Annotated in this window: 19 protein-coding genes; 11 read left to right on the top strand and 8 right to left on the bottom strand. The window is 69.9% G+C overall.

Features of this window, described 5'->3' with window-relative positions; translation table 11 throughout:
* Positions 1-100: 100 nt before the first annotated feature.
* Both ABD987_RS06085 and ABD987_RS06090 read right to left on the bottom strand, forming a co-directional pair.
* A complete protein-coding gene (locus ABD987_RS06085) occupies positions 101-1,090 on the bottom strand; it encodes a TIGR03557 family F420-dependent LLM class oxidoreductase (RefSeq protein ID WP_345387829.1) in 990 nt (329 codons plus the stop codon).
* A 16-nt stretch (positions 1,091-1,106) separates the two neighbouring features.
* Positions 1,107-1,937, bottom strand: a complete 831-nt coding sequence (locus ABD987_RS06090; RefSeq protein ID WP_345387831.1) for an LLM class F420-dependent oxidoreductase — start codon at positions 1,935-1,937, stop codon at positions 1,107-1,109.
* A 112-nt stretch (positions 1,938-2,049) separates the two neighbouring features.
* Here ABD987_RS06090 and ABD987_RS06095 point away from each other — a divergent pair, with 112 nt between their 5' ends.
* The gene (locus ABD987_RS06095) at positions 2,050-2,766 is read left to right on the top strand and encodes a class I SAM-dependent methyltransferase (protein WP_345387833.1); all 717 of its coding nucleotides are present in this window, start codon (positions 2,050-2,052) and stop codon (positions 2,764-2,766) included.
* 42 nt (positions 2,767-2,808) lie between these two features.
* Here the strand turns inward: ABD987_RS06095 and ABD987_RS06100 are convergent, their stop codons facing one another.
* A complete protein-coding gene (locus ABD987_RS06100; RefSeq protein ID WP_345387835.1) occupies positions 2,809-3,060 on the bottom strand; it encodes a hypothetical protein in 252 nt (83 codons plus the stop codon).
* 212 nt (positions 3,061-3,272) lie between these two features.
* The gene (locus ABD987_RS06105) at positions 3,273-4,487 is read right to left on the bottom strand and encodes an acetylxylan esterase family protein (protein WP_345387837.1); all 1,215 of its coding nucleotides are present in this window, start codon (positions 4,485-4,487) and stop codon (positions 3,273-3,275) included.
* A gap of 120 nt (positions 4,488-4,607) precedes the next feature.
* Between ABD987_RS06105 and ABD987_RS06110 the strand changes: the two genes are divergently transcribed.
* Positions 4,608-5,561, top strand: coding sequence for an SDR family NAD(P)-dependent oxidoreductase (locus tag ABD987_RS06110; RefSeq protein ID WP_345387839.1), 954 nt, complete (start codon positions 4,608-4,610; stop codon positions 5,559-5,561).
* A gap of 12 nt (positions 5,562-5,573) precedes the next feature.
* Here the strand turns inward: ABD987_RS06110 and icmF are convergent, their stop codons facing one another.
* The gene (gene icmF, locus ABD987_RS06115) at positions 5,574-8,810 is read right to left on the bottom strand and encodes a fused isobutyryl-CoA mutase/GTPase IcmF (RefSeq protein ID WP_345387841.1); all 3,237 of its coding nucleotides are present in this window, start codon (positions 8,808-8,810) and stop codon (positions 5,574-5,576) included.
* 144 nt (positions 8,811-8,954) lie between these two features.
* Between icmF and ABD987_RS06120 the strand changes: the two genes are divergently transcribed.
* From ABD987_RS06120 to ABD987_RS06140, 5 genes are all read left to right on the top strand, one after another.
* Complete coding sequence (locus ABD987_RS06120; protein ID WP_345387843.1) at positions 8,955-9,299, top strand: ArsR/SmtB family transcription factor; 345 nt, start codon at positions 8,955-8,957, stop codon at positions 9,297-9,299.
* Complete coding sequence (locus tag ABD987_RS06125; protein ID WP_345387845.1) at positions 9,292-9,726, top strand: SRPBCC family protein; 435 nt, start codon at positions 9,292-9,294, stop codon at positions 9,724-9,726. Before ABD987_RS06120 ends, ABD987_RS06125 begins: the two co-directional genes overlap by 8 nt.
* A gap of 28 nt (positions 9,727-9,754) precedes the next feature.
* A complete protein-coding gene (locus tag ABD987_RS06130) occupies positions 9,755-10,399 on the top strand; it encodes a DUF899 domain-containing protein (protein WP_345387847.1) in 645 nt (214 codons plus the stop codon).
* Between the two features lie 98 nt (positions 10,400-10,497).
* Positions 10,498-11,070 carry a dihydrofolate reductase family protein gene (locus tag ABD987_RS06135; RefSeq protein ID WP_345387849.1) on the top strand — a complete coding sequence of 191 codons (573 nt, stop codon included), beginning with the start codon at positions 10,498-10,500 and terminating at the stop codon, positions 11,068-11,070.
* Positions 11,071-11,213: 143 nt separating this feature from the next.
* Positions 11,214-12,335, top strand: a complete 1,122-nt coding sequence (locus tag ABD987_RS06140) for an alpha/beta hydrolase family protein (RefSeq protein ID WP_345387851.1) — start codon at positions 11,214-11,216, stop codon at positions 12,333-12,335.
* A gap of 56 nt (positions 12,336-12,391) precedes the next feature.
* Here ABD987_RS06140 and ABD987_RS06145 read toward each other — a convergent pair whose 3' ends face one another.
* Entirely contained in the window at positions 12,392-12,880 is a 489-nt protein-coding gene (locus ABD987_RS06145) for a DinB family protein (protein WP_345387853.1), read from the bottom strand.
* A 281-nt stretch (positions 12,881-13,161) separates the two neighbouring features.
* Positions 13,162-13,635 (bottom strand): hypothetical protein, encoded by a 474-nt coding sequence (locus ABD987_RS06150; RefSeq protein WP_345387855.1) that lies wholly within the window; start codon positions 13,633-13,635, stop codon positions 13,162-13,164.
* A gap of 20 nt (positions 13,636-13,655) precedes the next feature.
* Here ABD987_RS06150 and ABD987_RS06155 point away from each other — a divergent pair, with 20 nt between their 5' ends.
* From ABD987_RS06155 to ABD987_RS06165, 3 genes are all read left to right on the top strand, one after another.
* Positions 13,656-14,117: a GNAT family N-acetyltransferase gene (locus ABD987_RS06155; protein WP_345387858.1), complete on the top strand. Its 462-nt coding sequence runs from the start codon at positions 13,656-13,658 to the stop codon at positions 14,115-14,117.
* Between the two features lie 67 nt (positions 14,118-14,184).
* Entirely contained in the window at positions 14,185-14,913 is a 729-nt protein-coding gene (locus ABD987_RS06160; RefSeq protein ID WP_345387860.1) for a DinB family protein, read from the top strand.
* 165 nt (positions 14,914-15,078) lie between these two features.
* Positions 15,079-15,597: a hypothetical protein gene (locus ABD987_RS06165; protein ID WP_345387863.1), complete on the top strand. Its 519-nt coding sequence runs from the start codon at positions 15,079-15,081 to the stop codon at positions 15,595-15,597.
* 187 nt (positions 15,598-15,784) lie between these two features.
* Here ABD987_RS06165 and ABD987_RS06170 read toward each other — a convergent pair whose 3' ends face one another.
* Positions 15,785-16,339: a GNAT family N-acetyltransferase gene (locus ABD987_RS06170; protein WP_345387865.1), complete on the bottom strand. Its 555-nt coding sequence runs from the start codon at positions 16,337-16,339 to the stop codon at positions 15,785-15,787.
* 217 nt (positions 16,340-16,556) lie between these two features.
* Between ABD987_RS06170 and ABD987_RS06175 the strand changes: the two genes are divergently transcribed.
* Positions 16,557-16,868, top strand: a complete 312-nt coding sequence (locus tag ABD987_RS06175; protein WP_345387867.1) for a hypothetical protein — start codon at positions 16,557-16,559, stop codon at positions 16,866-16,868.
* Positions 16,869-16,875 lie beyond the last annotated feature (7 nt).

Raw genomic sequence — 16,875 nt, forward strand, 5'->3', positions numbered from 1 at the left:
TCGAGTGCCCCAATGTGGCGTTCGGTGCGTCCAACGCACCGAACGCCACATTGGGTGCGTCCAACGCACCCAATGCCACATTGGGGCGTTCGAAACCCCCTTACGCGGTGAGTTTCGGCAGGACCTCGCGGCCGAAGGTCTCGACGAACGCGTCCTGGTTGCGTCCCACGTTGTGGACGTAGATCCGCGTGAACCCGGCGTCCACGTACTTCTGCAGTGCCGCGCGGTGCACGTCCGGATCGGCCGAGACGACCATGCGGCCCTCGAAGTCCTCGCGCCGCACCAGCTTCGCCATCTGCGCGAAGTCGAACGGCGAGCGGATGTCGGCCTTCGGGAACTTCATGCCGCCGTTGGGCCACTGGTCCAGCGCGTTCGCCCACGCCGTCTCGTCGTCCTCGGCCCAGGACAGGTGCACCTGCAGCAGCTTCGGCATCGCGTCCGGGTCCTTGCCCGCCTTCTTCGCGCCCGCGTTGAAGTTGTCGAGGATCCCGCCCAGCTTCTCCAGCGACGCGCCGGGCGTGATCAGGCCGTCGGCCAGCTCACCGGTCTTGCGCGAGGTGTACGGGCCCGCCGACGCGATGTAGATCGGCGGCGGCGCCTCGGGCAGCGTCCACAGCCGCGTGGTGTGCAGCTTGAAGAACTCGCCCGCGTGCTTGACGTCCTTGCCGCTGAACAGTTTCCGGATGATCTCCAGCGCCTCGAACATCCGCCGGACCCGTTCCGGCGCCTCCGGCCAGTACCCGCCGATGATGTGCTCGTTGAGCGCCTCGCCGGAGCCGATCCCGAGCCAGGTGCGGCCGGGGTAGGTCGCCTCCAGCGTCGCCGCGGCCTGCGCGACCATCGCCGGGTGCAACCGGAACGACGGGCAGGTCACGCCCGGCCCGAGGTCGCCGGTGGTGTTCTCCGCGAGCGAGGCGAGCACGCTCCACACGAACGAAGCCTCACCCTGCTGGGGGACCCACGGCTGGAAGTGGTCCGCCGCCATCTGGCCGGAGAACCCGTGCTGTTCGGCCAGCGCGGCCAGCCGGATCGACTCGCGCGGCGAGAACTGCTCCAGCGCCGCGGCCAGCCCGATTTGTACGTCACTCACGAGGTCATCAAACCCTTCAGCGGTTGGCCTGCGCGAACGCGGCCAGTTCGTCCAACTTCCGCAGCGTCTCGCCCTCCGGCAGGGTCGGCAACATCAGGTTCACCTGATCGACGCCGCCCTCGACGTAGCCGTCGAGGACCGCCTGCTCGGCGGGCGCGCCCCAGACGACGAACGGGACGTCGGTGCGGCCCTGCTCGGCCAGCCACTTCCGGACGCGCCGCAGTTCCTCGGGCGGGGCGCCCGGGGTCGGGATCCAGCCGTCACCGTGCGCGGCCAGCCGGTTCAGCGCCGCCTTGCTCGCGCCGCCGACGAAGATCGGCGGATGGGGCTTGGCCACCGGCTTCGGCCAGGAGAAGATCGGGTCGAAGTCGACGTGCTCGCCGTGGAACTCGGCCTCGTCCTTGCCCCAGATCTCCTTGAGCGCGGCCAGTTGCTCGTTCAACAGCGCGCCGCGGGTGGCCGGGTCGGTGCCGTGGTTGCGCATCTCCTCCCGGTTCCAGCCGACGCCGACACCGAAGTCGAACCGCCCGCCGGAGAGCAGGTCGAGCGTGGCGACCTCCTTGGCGGTGTGGATCAGGTCGCGCTGGATCAGCAGCGTGATCCCGGTGCCGAGCCGGAGGTTCTTCGTCGCCACCGCCGCCGCGGTCAGCGCGAGGAACGGGTCGAGCGTGCGGTAGTAGACCCGCGGCAGGTCGCCCCCGGTCGGGTAGGGCGTTTCCCGGCTGGCCGGGATGTGCGAGTGCTCGGCCAGCGACAGCGCCGTGAAGCCCCGCTCCTCCACCGCCCTGCCCAGCACGTCGGGCCGGATTCCCTCGTCGGTCACAAACGTTCCAATGCCGAAGTCCATGTCAGTGACCTACTCGCGGGGCACTCCCGATATTCCCGCCGTTCGTGTTGACATCCCACCGGCACCGGTCGGATGATGGAACTCATCAAGCGTTGAATATTGGGAGGACAGCGTGACCGACCAGGGGATCGACCTCAAGGACGTCGACTTCGAGCAGTGGTACCGGGACAGCGCGGGCAGCACGACCATGCCGTGGGACATCGGCGCGCCGCAGCCCGCGCTGGTCGAACTGGAAAGCGCCGGGGAGTTCGGCGGCGAGGTCCTCGACGTCGGCTGCGGCCTCGGCGAGAACTCGATCTTCCTCGCCTCGCGCGGGCACCGGGTCACCGGCGTGGACGGCGCGCCCTCCGCGCTGCGCCAGGCACGGGAACGCGCCACCGCCAGGGGCGTCGAGGTGGAGTTCGCCGAGGCCGACGCGACCCGGCTCGACGGGTTCGAGAACCGCTTCGACACCGTCCTGGACAGCGCGCTCTACCACTGCCTCACCGAGGACGCGCGGCACGAGTACGTCGCCGCGCTGACCCGCGCCACGAAACCCGGCGCCCGCCTGCACATCTTCTGTTTCTCCGACGCGCTGCCCGAGGGCTTTCCCACGCCGTTCCGGATCAGCGAGCGCAACCTGCGCGAAACGGTCGGGAAGAGCTGGACCATCACCCGGCTCGTCCCCACCCTCTACACCACCGCGACGACCGCGGCGCAGATGGCGGCGCTCGTCGAAAACATGGTGCCGGACCACCGGCTCGACCGGGCCGCGCTGTCCTCGCTCGAAACCGACGACCGCGGCCGGGTCCGGGCGGCCGTGTGGCAGCTGACCGCGATCCGTCCCTAGTTCCGCACGAGGGGCACCCCGGCCGGCCTGGCCGCCTTCTGCTCAGTCCCGGAGCTTGCAGGCCTCCAGCGCCCATTCCTGACGTCCGTACTCGTCGCGGAAGGTCCGGTAGCAGTCGAGGAGCGAGCCCTGGGTGCAGGCCTGGAAGGCGACGTCCACCTCGGCGTCCCCCTCGTCCACCGCGTACCCCACGCAGTCCGGGACGCTCTGGGTGCTCGCCGCGGCGCTCGGCGCCATCGGCACCAGCGCACCGGCCGCCAGCACCAGCACGGGAATCGCTGCCTTACCGAACATGTCTTCACCCTCCGGTTCCGTGCGACGGGGCCGTCGGCACGTGCCCAGTCCACTGCCCCGGTGGCCGGGGACACCAGGGGTCCCCGGCACGATCAGCCGAGTTCCCCGGCACGTCACCGCACCGTGCCGGGGAACTCACCGGACGTACCCCGCGCCGAGCGGGTGCGTTCACTCACCCGGGCGGGAACTCTCCCCTGCGGGTGACTCTCGGATCACGGGCGGGAAAAGTCGCGCACGAGCCAGCGCACGATGTCCTCGGTGGCGCGCACGTTCGAGGCGAGATGTGTCGATCCATTGTGGACGGACGTGGGCAGCGAAACCACCTGCGGACGGGCCCCGGCGGCACCGAACCGCGCGGCACAGCTGCCGGTGTTCGCCGCGATCGCCTGGTCGTCGCCGGGCATCACGTACAACCGCGTCGGCACCCGCGGATTCCAGCCCGCGCAGACGCCGTCGGTGACCCGCAGCGCGGCCGCGAAGCGCGGCGACGGATTCCGCAGCAGCTCGATCGCGGCCGGGGTGAGCAGCTCACCGACCGTGCCGGGCGTACCCGCCATGAGCTGCCGGCCGGTGTGCTCGCCGTCGAAGAGCCCTTCGATCGTCTTGTCGTACGGCGCGCGGAACATCTCCGACGGTGACCGGTAGAGGTGGTGCGACCGGTTCCAGGACACGAGCAGGTACGCCGCGTACAACGCGCTCGACTTCTTGTCGAGTTCACCGGCCAGCAACGCGGGGATCTCGACGTCACGGAAGGAGTAGGCACCGCTGATCGGGGCCAGCGCGCGGAGCCGGAACCGCGGGTCCGCGCGCTCGTCCAGTGCCCGCGCCAGGCCGAGCCCCGCCGAGGCACCCTGGGAGAAGCCGGTGACGACCACGTCGGAGCCCATCCGCCGCCCGAGGAACTCCCGCGTGGCCCGCAGCATGTCCAGTGACGCGGTGGTCTCGGACGGCACGTCCATCCACGGGTGGTATCCGGGCCCGGTGCCCAGCCCGAGGTAGTCGGGCGCGACCGCGGCGAACCCCGCCGACCCGTAGGTCAGCGCGGGCGAGGACGCGAAGTCCTCGACGCTCATCGAAGGCGCGTCACCGCGATACGAGGTGGTCCCGTGCTCGGTGACCACAGTGGACAGTTCGGCCGGCCCGCCGGCGGGCAGCACCAGCAGGCCGCTCGCGGTGGTCGGCCGTTTCCGCGCGTCGACCGTCCGGTACTCCAGCCGGAAGGTGTCCACGCCGTACCGCACCGCGGCGGCGGAAAACCCGGTCGCGGTCAGCTCCGCCTTCGTGTTCTCGGCGCTCACCGAACGCAGCCGCACGACGTCGGTGAGCCGTCCCCTTTCCTGTGCTTCGGCCGTCCCCGGACCGGCGACGAGGGTGCAGGCGACGGCACCCGCGACGAGCGCGGCCCCCCAGCGATGTATGGAAGTCATGCTCGTGAAGTTACGAGCCCGCCGCCCGGCGCACACTGCGGACAACCACCCGCTCAGGGTGGGGTTTACCCCAGGAAGGGCTTGCGCTGGAGCGCACTCCAGCCCGTACCGTCCCGCCCCGTGACCACTCAGCACAGGATCGGCTCGGGCTTCGGCGCCCACAGCACCACCGGCGACGTCCTCGCCGGGATCGACCTCTCCGGCAAGCTCGCGCTCGTCACCGGCGGCTACTCCGGCATCGGCCTCGAAACCACGCGCGCGCTGGCCGGGGCGGGCGCCCGCGTCGTCGTCCCGGCCCGCCGCCCGTCCTCCGCCCGCGACGCGCTCGACGGCGTCGAAGGAGCCGAGATCGGCGAACTCGACCTCGGCGACCTCGGTAGTGTCCAGGCCTTCGCGGAGAGTTTTCTCGCCACCAAAAGAAAAATAGACATCCTCGTCGCGGGAGCCGGGATCATGGCCTGCCCGGAAACCCGGGTCGGACCCGGCTGGGAGGCCCAGTTCGCGACCAATCACCTCGGCCACTTCGCGCTGGTCAACCGGCTCTGGCCGGCGCTCGCCCACGACGGCGCGCGCGTGGTCGCGGTGTCCTCGGCCGGCCACCAGCTCAGCGGGATCCGCTGGGACAACGTGCACTTCGAGACCGGCTACGACCGCTTCCTCGCCTACGGACAGGCGAAAACCGCGAACGCGCTGTTCGCCCGCCACCTCGACACCCTGGCGAAAGACGTTGGCGTGCGGGCGTTTTCCCTGCACCCCGGCAAGATCCTCACCCCGCTGACCCGGCATCTCGACACCGCGGAGATGGTCGGCAACGGCTGGATCGACGAGCACGGCACGGTGATCGACCCGACGTTCAAGACCCCGGCGCGGGGCGCGGCCACCCAGGTGTGGGCGGCGACGTCCCCGGCACTGGCCGGACTCGGCGGCGTCTACTGCGAGGACTGCGACATCGCCGAACCCACCGATCGCGACGACATGGTCTCCGGCGTCCGCGCCCACGCGACCGACCCCGGTGAGGCCGAGCGCCTCTGGGCGTTCTCGGCCGGACTCACCGGGGTCGACGCGTTCGCGTGAAGCGCCGGGGCGTCAGACGTTGCGGCGGTACTGCCCGCCGACCTCGAAGAACGCCTCGGTGATCTGGCCCAGCGAGCACACCCGCGCGGCGTCCATCAGCACCTCGAACAGGTTGCCGCCGCGGGTGGCCGCCTCGCGCAGCGCCTTCAGCGCCTGCTGGGCCTCCTCGCGGTGCCTGCCCTGGAAGTCCTCCAGCCGCGCCAGCTGCGAGCGCTTCTCGTCCTCGGTGGCCCGCGCCAGCTCGATCTCGACGTCGTCCTCGCCCTCGCGCGGGTTGCGGAAGGTGTTGACGCCGATGATCGGCAGCGAGCCGTCGTGCTTCTTACGCTCGTACAGCAGGGACTCGTCCTGGATCTTGCCGCGCTGGTAGCCGGTCTCCATCGCGCCGAGCACGCCGCCGCGTTCGGAGATCCGGTCGAACTCGGTGAGCACGGCCTCCTCGACCAGGTCGGTCAGCTCGTCGATGATGAACGAGCCCTGCAACGGGTTCTCGTTCTTCGACAGGCCCCACTCCTTGTTGATGATCATCTGGATGGCCATCGCGCGCCGCACCGAGGCCTCCGACGGCGTGGTGACCGCCTCGTCGAAAGCGTTGGTGTGCAAGGAGTTCGCGTTGTCGTAGAGGGCACACAGCGCCTGCAGCGTGGTGCGGATGTCGTTGAAGCTCATCTCCTGCGCGTGCAGCGAGCGGCCCGAGGTCTGCACGTGGTACTTGAGCTTCTGCGAGCGCTCGTTCGCGCCGTAGCGCTCCCGCATCGCCACCGCCCAGATCCGCCGCGCGACCCGGCCCAGCACCGAGTACTCCGCGTCCATCCCGTTGGAGAAGAAGAAGGACAGGTTCGGCGCGAAGTCGTCGACGTCCATCCCGCGCGCGAGGTAGGACTCGACGTAGGTGAAGCCGTTGGACAGGGTGAGCGCCAGCTGCGAGATCGGGTTCGCCCCGGCCTCGGCGATGTGGTAGCCCGAGATCGACACCGAGTAGAAGTTCCGGACCCCGTGGTCGATGAACCACTCCTGGATGTCGGCCATCATCCGCAGCGAGAACTCGGTGGAGAAGATGCAGGTGTTCTGGCCCTGGTCCTCCTTGAGGATGTCGGCCTGCACGGTGCCGCGGACGTTGCGCAGCGCCCATTCCCGTAGTTCCGACATCTCCTCGGCGGTCGGCTCGCGGCCGTGCTCGGCGCGGAACGCCTCGGTCCGCTGGTCGATCGCGGTGTTGAGGAAGAACGCCAGGATCGTCGGGGCGGGCCCGTTGATGGTCATCGACACCGACGTGTTCGGCGCGGTCAGGTCGAACCCGTCGTAGAGGACCTTCATGTCCTCGACCGTCGCGATGGACACCCCGGCGGTGCCGACCTTGCCGTAGATGTCGGGACGCGTGTGCGGGTCGTGACCGTACAGGGTCACCGAGTCGAACGCCGTCGAGAGCCGTTTCGCTTCGGAATCGGCCGAGAGCAGCTTGAAGCGCTGGTTGGTGCGGAACGCGTCGCCCTCGCCCGCGAACATCCGCGCCGGGTCCTCGCCGTCCCGCTTGAACGGGAAGACGCCCGCGGTGTAGGGGAAGTAGCCCGGCAGGTTCTCCCGGCGCAGGAACGAGAGCAGCTCACCGGATTCGGTGTAGCGCGGCAGCGCCACCCGCGGGATCCGGTTGCCGGACAGGGTGTCCCGCCACAGCGCGGTGCGCAGCTCCTTGTCGCGGATCTTCACCACGAACTCGTCCTCGCGGTAGGCCTTGGCCAGCTCGCGGAAGCGGGCGAGCAGGTTCGTCGACTCACCGTCCACATCGGACTCGGCGGCGGCGAGCAGGCCGTCGAGCGCGTCGGTCGAGGCGTCGGCGCCCAGCAGCGCCTCCCGCGCGGCGGCCAGGTGCTCCCGCTTGCGCAGGGCGGCGACCTCCCGCTCGGTCTTCGCGTGGTAACCGCGCACGGTCTCGGCGATGTCGGCCAGGTACCGCGCCCGGCTGCCGGGGATGATCGTGCTGGCGTCGGTGGACACCTTGCCCTCGACCTTCGGCAGCACCCCGGCCGACACGGTCAGGCCCCGCCCGGCCAGCGAATCCCGCAGGTGCTGGTAGAGCGCGGTGACGCCGTCGTCGTTGAACTTCGCCGCGCTGGTCCCGAAAACCGGCATGTCGCCGGGGTCCACCCCGAACGCCTCGCGGTTGCGGACGAGCTGGCGCGCGACGTCGCGGCGCGCGTCCTCGGCGCCCCGGCGCTCGAACTTGTTGATCGCGACGACGTCGGCGAAGTCGAGCATGTCGATCTTCTCCAGCTGCGACGCGGCGCCGAACTCCGGCGTCATCACGTACAGCGATTCGTCGACGTAGTCGACGATCCCGGCGTCGCCCTGGCCGATACCCGGCGTCTCGACGATCACCAGGTCGTACCCGGAAGCCTTGCAGGCCAGGATGGACTCGGTCAGCCCGGCCGGGATCTCCCCGCTGCTCCCCCGCGTCGCCAGCGACCGGAAGTACACCGGCGAGCCGTCCAGGCAGTTCATCCGGATCCGGTCACCGAGCAGCGCGCCCCCGCCCCGGCGGCGCGTCGGGTCGACCGCGAGGACCGCGATCCGCAGCTTGTCCTCCTGGTCGAGCCGGAACCGGCGGATCAGCTCGTCGGTGAGCGAGGACTTGCCCGAGCCACCGGTGCCGGTGATCCCGAGGACCGGCACCGGACGCTTCTTCGCCGCCTCGGTGATCGCGTCCAGCCACTCCGGCGCCAGCGTCCCGGCCTGGAGCTGGGTGAGCACCCTGGCCAGCGCGGGCACGTTCCCGGAGAGGAACTCGTCGATCGAGGACGGCTGCCGAGCCGAAAGGTCGACGTCGCACGCCTCGATCATCGAGTTGATCATGCCGGGCAGCCCCAGCCGGTACCCGTCCTCCGGCGAGAAGATCCGCGCGACCCCCCGCGAGTGCAGCAGCTCGATCTCGGCGGGCACGATCACGCCTCCCCCGCCGCCGAACACCTTGATGTGCCCGGCGCCGCGCTCGGCGAGCAGCTCCACCAGATAGGAGAAGTACTCGACGTGCCCGCCCTGATAAGCCGAGATCGCGACGCCCTGCACGTCCTCGGCGATGGCGGCGGTGGCCACCTCGTCGACCGAGCGGTTGTGGCCGAGGTGCACCACCTCCGCGCCCTGCGACTGCAGGATCCGCCGCATGATGTTGATCGACGCGTCGTGCCCGTCGAACAGGCTCGACGAAGTGACGAACCGGACGGGGTTCGCGGGCCGGTACAGGTCGCTGCTCATCCTTCCAAAATACTTGGACTTCCTACTATTGGAAACCCTAGAAGCGGTGACGCGGCTCTCACGGTCCGTCGCGTGCGATTGACAAACCCCAGCTCGGCACTATATTCAACCCATAGGTTAATTAACTGACCGATTGAGATCGAGATGCCGACGGATCAGCTCAGCACCACCTTCGCCGCGCTCGCCGACCCGACGCGGCGCGCCATCCTCGCCCGGCTTTCGGCGGGCGAGGCGACCGTCAACGAACTGGCCGCCCCGTTCGAGGTGAGCCTGCAGGCGGTGTCGAAACACCTGAAGGTGCTGGAGAACGCCGGGCTCATCAGCCGGGGACGCACCCGCCAGTGGCGGCCGTGCCGGCTCGAAGCGGGGCCGCTCGCCGGCGTCGCGGACTGGGTCGCGGCCTACCGCCGGTTCTGGGAGGACGGGTTCGACCGGCTCGACGAGCACCTGCGCCTACTGCGCAACCAGGAAGGAAACCCGGATGCCTGACCACGAACTGACCATCACCCGCGTGTTCGACGCGCCGCGGGAGCGGGTGTTCGCCGCGTGGACCGACCCCGACCAGTTCGCCGCCTGGCTCGGCCCAAAGGGGTACACCGCGCCGGCGGTCACCCTCGACCCGCGGCCCGGCGGCGCGTGGCGCGCGTGTATCCGCAACGAAGCGGGCGACGACGAGCACTGGATGCACGGCGCCTACCGGGAGTTCTCCGCGCCGGACCGGCTGGTGTTCACCTTCGCCTGGGACACCGAGGGCGACCTGCGCGAGCAGACCCTCGTCACCATCGACTTCGCCGACCTCGGCGGCAAGACCGAGATGACCTTCCGCCAGACCGGGTTCCCGTCCGTCGCCGAGCGCGACGGCCACGACACCGGCTGGTCCGAAGCGTTCGACGACCTCACGCGGCACCTCACCTGAAGCACGAGCCCTGGACAAGGAGAGCACCATGACCCTGCCGAAGATCGCCTCGCCCGAAGAGTGGCAGACCGCCCGGGACGCCTTGCTGGTCAAGGAAAAGGAGCTGACCAGGGCACAGGACGCGCTGGCCGCCGAACGACGCGGGCTGCCGATGGTGCGGTTCGACGCGAAGTACCCGTTCGACACCCCGTCCGGCACGGTGAGCCTGCTCGACCTGTTCGAGGGACGCCGTCAGCTGATCGTCTACCACTTCATGCTGCACCCCGGCGACGACGCGGGCTGCCCCGGCTGCTCGCTGCTGGTCGACAACATGGGCCATCTCGCGCACCTGCACGCGCGCGACGTCACCCTCACCCTCGTCGCCCCGGCCACGCTCGCGGAGATCGAGCGGTACAAGACGCGGATGGGCTGGACCGTGCCCTGGGCCTCCGCGTACGGCAGCGGCTTCACCGAGGACTGCGGCGTCGGCGGCGGCTTCGGGATCAGCGTGTTCCTGCGCGACGGCGAGGACGTCTACCGCACCTACTTCACCTCCGGCCGCGGCGGCGACCAGCTCGTCGGCACCCTGCGCTACCTCGATCTCACTCCGTTCGGGCGCCAGGAGGCCTGGGAGGAGAACAGCCCCGGCACGGACGCGCCCGGCTCGTGGTGGCGTCGTCACGACGAGTACTGACCCCGGCGCGGAAAGAAGTTTCCGGCGAGGATGTCAAAGCCGCGCGGGGTGCTCCGACCACCCGGTGAAGGCACACTCCACCGAGCGAGGAGCACCCCATGCGCGAGATCGTCCACCTGGTCCACACCTCCCTCGACGGCTACGTCGAAGGGCCCAACGGCGAATTCGACTGGCCGGTCATGGGCCCCGAGCTGTCCGCCTACTCGCAGGCCCTGACCGACCGGAGCGGCACCTTCGCCTACGGCCGCCGGGTGTGGGAGATGATGGCGGCGTACTGGCCCGAGGCCGAGTCGCACACCGACCACCCGCACGACCTGGCCTTCGCCCCGGTCTGGCGCGCGACCCCGAAGGTGGTCTTCTCGCGCACGCTGGAGAAGGCGGACTGGAACACCCGGGTCCTCGGTGCCGACCTCGCCGCGGAAACCGCCGCGCTGAAACGGGAACCCGGCGGGGACATCGTGCTCATGGGCGGCGCGGAACTGGCCGGGGCGCTCACCGGGCTCGGCCTGATCGACGAGTACCTCGTCGTCGTGCACCCGGTCGTGCTCGGCGGCGGGAAGCGCGCCTTCCCCGGCGCCACCGGCCGGTTCGGCCTGGAGCTGGCGGATTCCCGGGTCTTCGACGGACAGGCCGTCCTGCTGCGTTACCGCCGCGCCGAGAACCGCGGATGATCCGGACGGGCCAAGGGAAAACTCAGGGCACACCAGGGGAATTGCCCTGATGTCCGATCCCGGTACCCGGCCGAGACTCGTCGTGACGCGGTCGGTGCGGATACCCGGCCGGGCAGGGGAATCAGGGGGACGCTGTGCGAAAAGTGCTGACTGTTCTGGCCGCGACCGTGGCGCTGGCCGGTGTCGCCGCCGCTCCGGCTTCGGCGGCTCCGGGGACGCCCGAACTGGCCTTGACCGCGCCCACCGGCGGACATCCGGTGGCGCGGACGGAGCTGCACCTGACCGACCAGGCCAGGGCCGATCCATGGCTGCCGGATCGCCGCCGGGAACTGATGGTCTCGGTGTGGTACCCGGCTCGACGGCCGTCGGACCGCCCCGCCGCCTACGTCACGGCCCAGGAGTCGGAACTGCTGACCAGGCAGTTCGATCCCGGCCTGCCGCCCGATCTGGTGGCCGGGGTACGGACCCACGCCTCGGCCGACGCTCCATTGTGGACACCCGGGCACCGGCTTCCGCTGGTGCTGCTCTCGCCCGGCTGGTCGCTGCCCCGCGCTTCGCTGTCCGGGCTCGCCACGGACCTGGCCAGCCGAGGCTATCTGGCCGTGACGGTCGACCACACCTACGAATCGACCGCGACCGAGTTCCCCGGCGGCCGGATCACCGACTGCGCGGCCTGCCGGGTACGTGACGGGATCCCACCGGCCGGACAGGACGAGTTCTTCGCACGGATGACCGCCAACCGCGCGGCCGACTTGTCGTTCGTACTCGACGCACTGCCCCGATCCTGGTGGGGAGGCCGGTGGATCGACCGGCACCGGATCGCCGCCGTCGGGCACTCCGCCGGCGGGTCCGCCGTCCTCGGCGGCCTGGTCACCGACCGGCGGATCCGCGCCGCGGTGAGCATGGACGGCAGGCTGTCGCCGCCGATCCCCAGCCCGCTGAACCGGCCGGTGCTGTTGCTGGGCGAGCAGAACAGCGTCCCGGGCGGCGCCATCGGCTGGGATCCGAACTGGCGCGAGCTCACCGGGTGGAAGCGGTGGCTGACCGTGACGGGAATGGGCCACGAATCCTTCAGTGACGTCGCACTGCTGTCCGAGCAACTCGGCCGCGTACCGCAGCCACTGCCCAGTGCGCGCGCGACGCGGATCGTGCGTGACTACGTGGCCGCGTTCCTCGACCTGCACCTGCGGGGTGAGCCACAGCCACTGTTGAACGGCCCGGACGAGGACTACCCGGAGGTCCGCTTCCACTGGCCGACGAGGTGACCACGCGGGCCGGGCGGCTCACCGCGCTCCGGTGAGCGCGACGGCCCGCGTGGCTTTCACCGTGGGGACGCGCCGATCTGCTCTCGCAGGATGTCGCCGTGTCCCGCGTGCCGGGCGAACTCCTCGATCATGGCGAGCAGGGTGAAGCGCAGGCTGATCGTTCCTTCGCCGGGGATTTCCCTGGTGTCGTCGAGAGCGAAGCGGGCGGCGATCTCCCGCGACCGACGGCTCGCGCGCTCGAACTCGGCGATCACGTCGGCCAGGGTCTCCTCGTCGGTGACGGTGAAGGTGCCCACGTCCCGTTTCGCGTATCCGTCGCATTCGGATTCGTCCAGACCCGCCCAGAATCGCTGGAACCAGATCCGTTCGGCCGCCGCGGCGTGCTTGAGCACGGAAATCGGCGTCGTCAGCGAAACGACGAGCCGGCGGCGGGCGTCGGCTTCGGAGAGACCGCGCGCGGTCTCGATCAGGGCTTCGCGGTTGCGGTCGAGCGTGTTCTCGAGGAGCGCTCGTTCGCCGCCGTCGGTGATCCTGGTGGTACCCATGGGTTTTCACTCCGTTCTTCGTGATCGGTCTGTCGGCGACCTGGCCATGGTTCGACGCCGGGTTCGCGGACCGGCACGACGCGGCCGGAACGGAAACGGCTGGGGACGTCGAAGTGCGCGCCGCTTTGTCTTCGCGGGAAGCGCGTCGATGCGGGCAGAAGGAAACACCGCGATCGAACTCGGGCACCGGGCAGATCCGGTGCGGCGCCGACACCGGTACCCTAGCGCGTCCTCGGAAGCGGGTCGAGACAGCGCGACGGAAAACGTACTTCCCGGCGGTGTCAGCAGTCCTCGACGACCCAGCCGCGATGAACACAGCGCAGCAGTTCGGCGATGTCCTTACGGCGATCCGTCCTGGGGTCGCCGGCAAGCCGCGCCAGCTCGGGCGCCTTCTCGCGAACCCGGAGGACGATCCCCTCGGTGATTTCGACAGGCCCGGCCTCCGGATCGGGGTACCCGGGGAACCCCGGTTCCGGCCGGAAGAGTCCCCACCAGTCCAGCAACGTCGTGAGTGCCCAGTAGCGCGGCTCGCCGGGCCGTTCCAGGATCACCTGGACGAACACGCTAGTGGCCGGGACGGCGGCGGGATACAGACTGCCCGCGTGGTCGTTGCTCACCTCGTGCCGCAGGTCCGCCACGGCCCGACCCGCCCGGTACTCGGTCGCGGCGTCCGCCAGGGCACGCTCCGCCGCGGCGGCCCGCTCGGGCCGATACCGCTCCGGCCCGGGAATCCGCGTCCAGTCCACCGTCGACACGGCAGAAATCCTAAGCTGTCATGGTGAGGATCCGGCCCGCCGCCCCAGCCGATGTGGACGCCCTGGTTCCCCTCTTCGAGCACTGGGGACATCCCCACGGCCGCGAGGGTGTCGCCGAGATCCTGCGGCAGTGGCAGGATCTCCCGCACGGCGCCGTCCTCGTCGCCGACGACCGAGGTGAGGTCGTCGGGATGGCCGCGGTCGTGGCGAGTCCCCGCCTGGCCGACGCGAAACGCAACGCCCACCTCCAGGGGCTGGTGGTCGCCCGGCGGCGGTTGCGCACCGGCGTGGCGAGCAGCTTGCTGACCGCCACGGAGGACCTCGCGCGTGAGTGGGGCTGCGTGCGGCTGGAGCTCACCACGACCCGCACCCGGGACGCCGCACAGCACTTCTACCGGGCTCGTGGTTATCACGAAACCTCGACCCGGCAGGAGCGCTTCGTCCGCGAACTCCCCGGCCGGGCCGTGGACGCGGCGGGCTGAACGGTTCCGGCCAGCCGCCGAAAATCGGGCCGTGCGGTGCGGGTGCGATACCGCCTAGTCTGTCCGCATGCGACGCTTCGAGGACGAGGACCTCACCGGCGCGGAGTTCCGCGAGTGCGACCTGAGCGGAGCCCGGCTGGTCGGCGTGGTCATGCGGAACGCCGAGATCGACGGCCTGGTCACCCATCTCGTCGTCAACGGGGTCGAGGTCATGCCGTATGTCGAGGCGGAGCTCGACCGCCGCCACCCGGTGCGGCTACTGATCCGCTCCGATGAGCCGGCCGACCTGCGACAGGCCTGGCGGCAACTGCGAGAAGGCTGGGCGACGACCACCAAGCGTGTCCGGTCCATGCCCGAGAACAGCGAGCACCACAGCGTCGACGGCGAGTGGTCGATGGTCGAAACGCTGCGGCACCTCGTCTTCGTGCACGACTCGTGGTTCCGGCGCTGCGTACTCGGGCTCACCGAGCCGTTCACGGCCATGGGACTGGGCCCACCGCTCGTCATGGACCGGGAGAACGAGCTCGAACCGTCCGCCCGACCGAGCCTCGACGAGGTACTCGCCGTGCGCGACCGCCAGGCTTCGGGGATCGAGACGTGGCTGGCCGAGGTCACGCCCGACCAGCTCACGCAGACCGCGCCGGTACCCGACGACGACCGGTGGCCCCCGTACGCCAAGGGGCGGACGGTGCGGCAATGCCTCGGTACCGTGCTCGACGAGGAATGGGCTCACCACGGGTTCTGCGAACGCGATCTGGACAAACTGTCGCGTCAGGAGCCCGCGTCGGGTTCATGACCGGGATCTCGCCGGGCGAGCAAAGGCCGGTCGGGAGTAAGTCGCGGTACAACCGATCAGCTGACCACACGTCCATCGAGCATGCCGCGAACGACGGAATCCCGACGACCACACCTGTTACCGGCCGTGGCCGTCTTCCTCCTCGGTTGGCTCATCGTGGCCGCCGTGAACTACTTCGCCATGACCATCAGCCGGGCGATCCCGCTGCCCCTCATCGTCATCACCGGGGGTGCCTGGCTGATCGGCGCGGCGGCCACCGCGGTTGCCGCCCTGCTGACGTGGCGACGGCTACGCTGGCCCGGTCTGGCCGCCTGCGCGGTCACCACCGTCGCGGTGGCCGTGCTGATCGCCGGTACCAACTGGACTCATTTCTATGCCACCACCTGGTACGCGACGCATCGATCCGAGTTCGCCGCCGTGACGCGGACGATCAGCGACGGCCAGCGGGACTCGCGCCTGGCCGCGGGCGCTTCGCGGATCGACAACGGACATGACCAGCCGGTGTGGTTCCTCACCGCCTGGACCGGAATTCCCGACTGTGCCGCAGGATTCGCCCACTTCGCCGGTAATCCGGAGAAGTACTCCCCTAACCATCCGGTCGACCCGTACGACTATCTGGACGGCCAGGGCTGCGCCGTCCATCCCACCCTCGACCTGGGTGAGGGCTGGTGGTGGGTGGAATAGCGTCGATGTGACAGAAGCGCCGGGTGCGCACCATGACCGAGCATTGCTACGTTCCCGCACCGGGCACGAAGATCATCGAGCCGGGTCCACGGACGGCCACGCTCGGCCAGAACTGCGTCACCCGCGCGTGATCGTCTGGTGCGACCAGGACCCCGACCCGCCGCGTGAGCGCCGGACAGAGTCCCGGCTACAGACGATCCGCCGGGATCTCGTAGATGATCCCTAATCCGTCCTCGTCGTCCCAGTCTTCGCCGACCTTGACGAAGCCGTACTGCGCCGCCAACCGGTAAGAGGCGGAGTTGCCGGGACTGATCGTGACTCGCACGGTACGCACCTGCGGCTCCTTGACGGCCCGCGCCAGCAACGACTCCAGCGCCGCCCGCGCGTAACCGCGTCGCCGGTATGACGGGTCGACGGCGTAGCCAATCTCCACCATCCCCGATGTGTCGGGAGGCCCGTGATAGCCGGCCGTTCCGACGGCCAGGAGCTGGTGCTGATCCCAGATGATGCCGGTGACCCAGGAGGCGCTGCCGGGATCCGCCGCGACCTGCCTGCTGCGCCTCTGCCACAACCTTCGCCGGTCCGATCCGGTCAGGTAGGCCGTCAGCGGTACCGGGCTGGTCGCGGTCGCTCCGGCCAGATCGCCGCGCGCGAGCGAATCGAGCACGGGGCCGGTCAGATGCACGATACGGACCTCCGGCTTCGGCCTGTTCGAGGTCACCGCTTGATCCTTGTCCGGCACGGAAGCGAACCTGCCACGGATCCGAGCACGACGCATCCGAAATACCACGACCGCCCATCGGCGTTACCGAACACCAGCCTCCCCGCCGAACCGGGTGCGGTCGACGGGGAGACGCGCACCCGGTCCATTTCCTGAACAGCGCCACGCTCATGTCGCTCCGGTGCTTTTCCGTCCGAAGATTGACTTCGAGTCCACTGGAGATCACAGAATCAGCGGCATGACCACCGAGTTGACCATCCGCGCCGAGCGACGATCCCTGTGGCTGTGCTTCGAACCGTGGGCGAACGAATACACGGTCCCGCCGCACACGGCGGTGGTGGTCCGCTTTCCGGGCCTGCCCGTCGAACTGACGCATCACCCCGACGGGATCACCTTTCTGAGCTTCGGCCGGCATCCGGACATCTGGAGCCAGGATGGCCGACCTTTGGAGATCTTCAGCAACCACATGCCCGAGACGCCACCGGACGTCGCCGAAGAGGCTGTCCGGCGCGTCATCGGCGCCGTCCCGCCGATCCGCTCTCGCGAGTGACGGCGGT

It is taken from the genome of Amycolatopsis samaneae (genome assembly GCF_039541975.1).
Lineage (GTDB): Bacteria > Actinomycetota > Actinomycetes > Mycobacteriales > Pseudonocardiaceae > Amycolatopsis > Amycolatopsis samaneae.

Coding starts and splice junctions, on each gene's coding strand:
- ABD987_RS06090 (WP_345387831.1), bottom strand. CDS start 1,937: ATGGACTTCGGCATTGGAACGTTTGTGACCGACGAGGGAATCCGGCCC.
- ABD987_RS06100 (WP_345387835.1), bottom strand. CDS start 3,060: ATGTTCGGTAAGGCAGCGATTCCCGTGCTGGTGCTGGCGGCCGGTGCG.
- ABD987_RS06105 (WP_345387837.1), bottom strand. CDS start 4,487: ATGACTTCCATACATCGCTGGGGGGCCGCGCTCGTCGCGGGTGCCGTC.
- icmF (WP_345387841.1), bottom strand. CDS start 8,810: ATGAGCAGCGACCTGTACCGGCCCGCGAACCCCGTCCGGTTCGTCACT.
- ABD987_RS06120 (WP_345387843.1), top strand. CDS start 8,955: ATGCCGACGGATCAGCTCAGCACCACCTTCGCCGCGCTCGCCGACCCG.
- ABD987_RS06125 (WP_345387845.1), top strand. CDS start 9,292: ATGCCTGACCACGAACTGACCATCACCCGCGTGTTCGACGCGCCGCGG.
- ABD987_RS06130 (WP_345387847.1), top strand. CDS start 9,755: ATGACCCTGCCGAAGATCGCCTCGCCCGAAGAGTGGCAGACCGCCCGG.
- ABD987_RS06135 (WP_345387849.1), top strand. CDS start 10,498: ATGCGCGAGATCGTCCACCTGGTCCACACCTCCCTCGACGGCTACGTC.
- ABD987_RS06145 (WP_345387853.1), bottom strand. CDS start 12,880: ATGGGTACCACCAGGATCACCGACGGCGGCGAACGAGCGCTCCTCGAG.
- ABD987_RS06155 (WP_345387858.1), top strand. CDS start 13,656: ATGGTGAGGATCCGGCCCGCCGCCCCAGCCGATGTGGACGCCCTGGTT.
- ABD987_RS06160 (WP_345387860.1), top strand. CDS start 14,185: ATGCGACGCTTCGAGGACGAGGACCTCACCGGCGCGGAGTTCCGCGAG.
- ABD987_RS06175 (WP_345387867.1), top strand. CDS start 16,557: ATGACCACCGAGTTGACCATCCGCGCCGAGCGACGATCCCTGTGGCTG.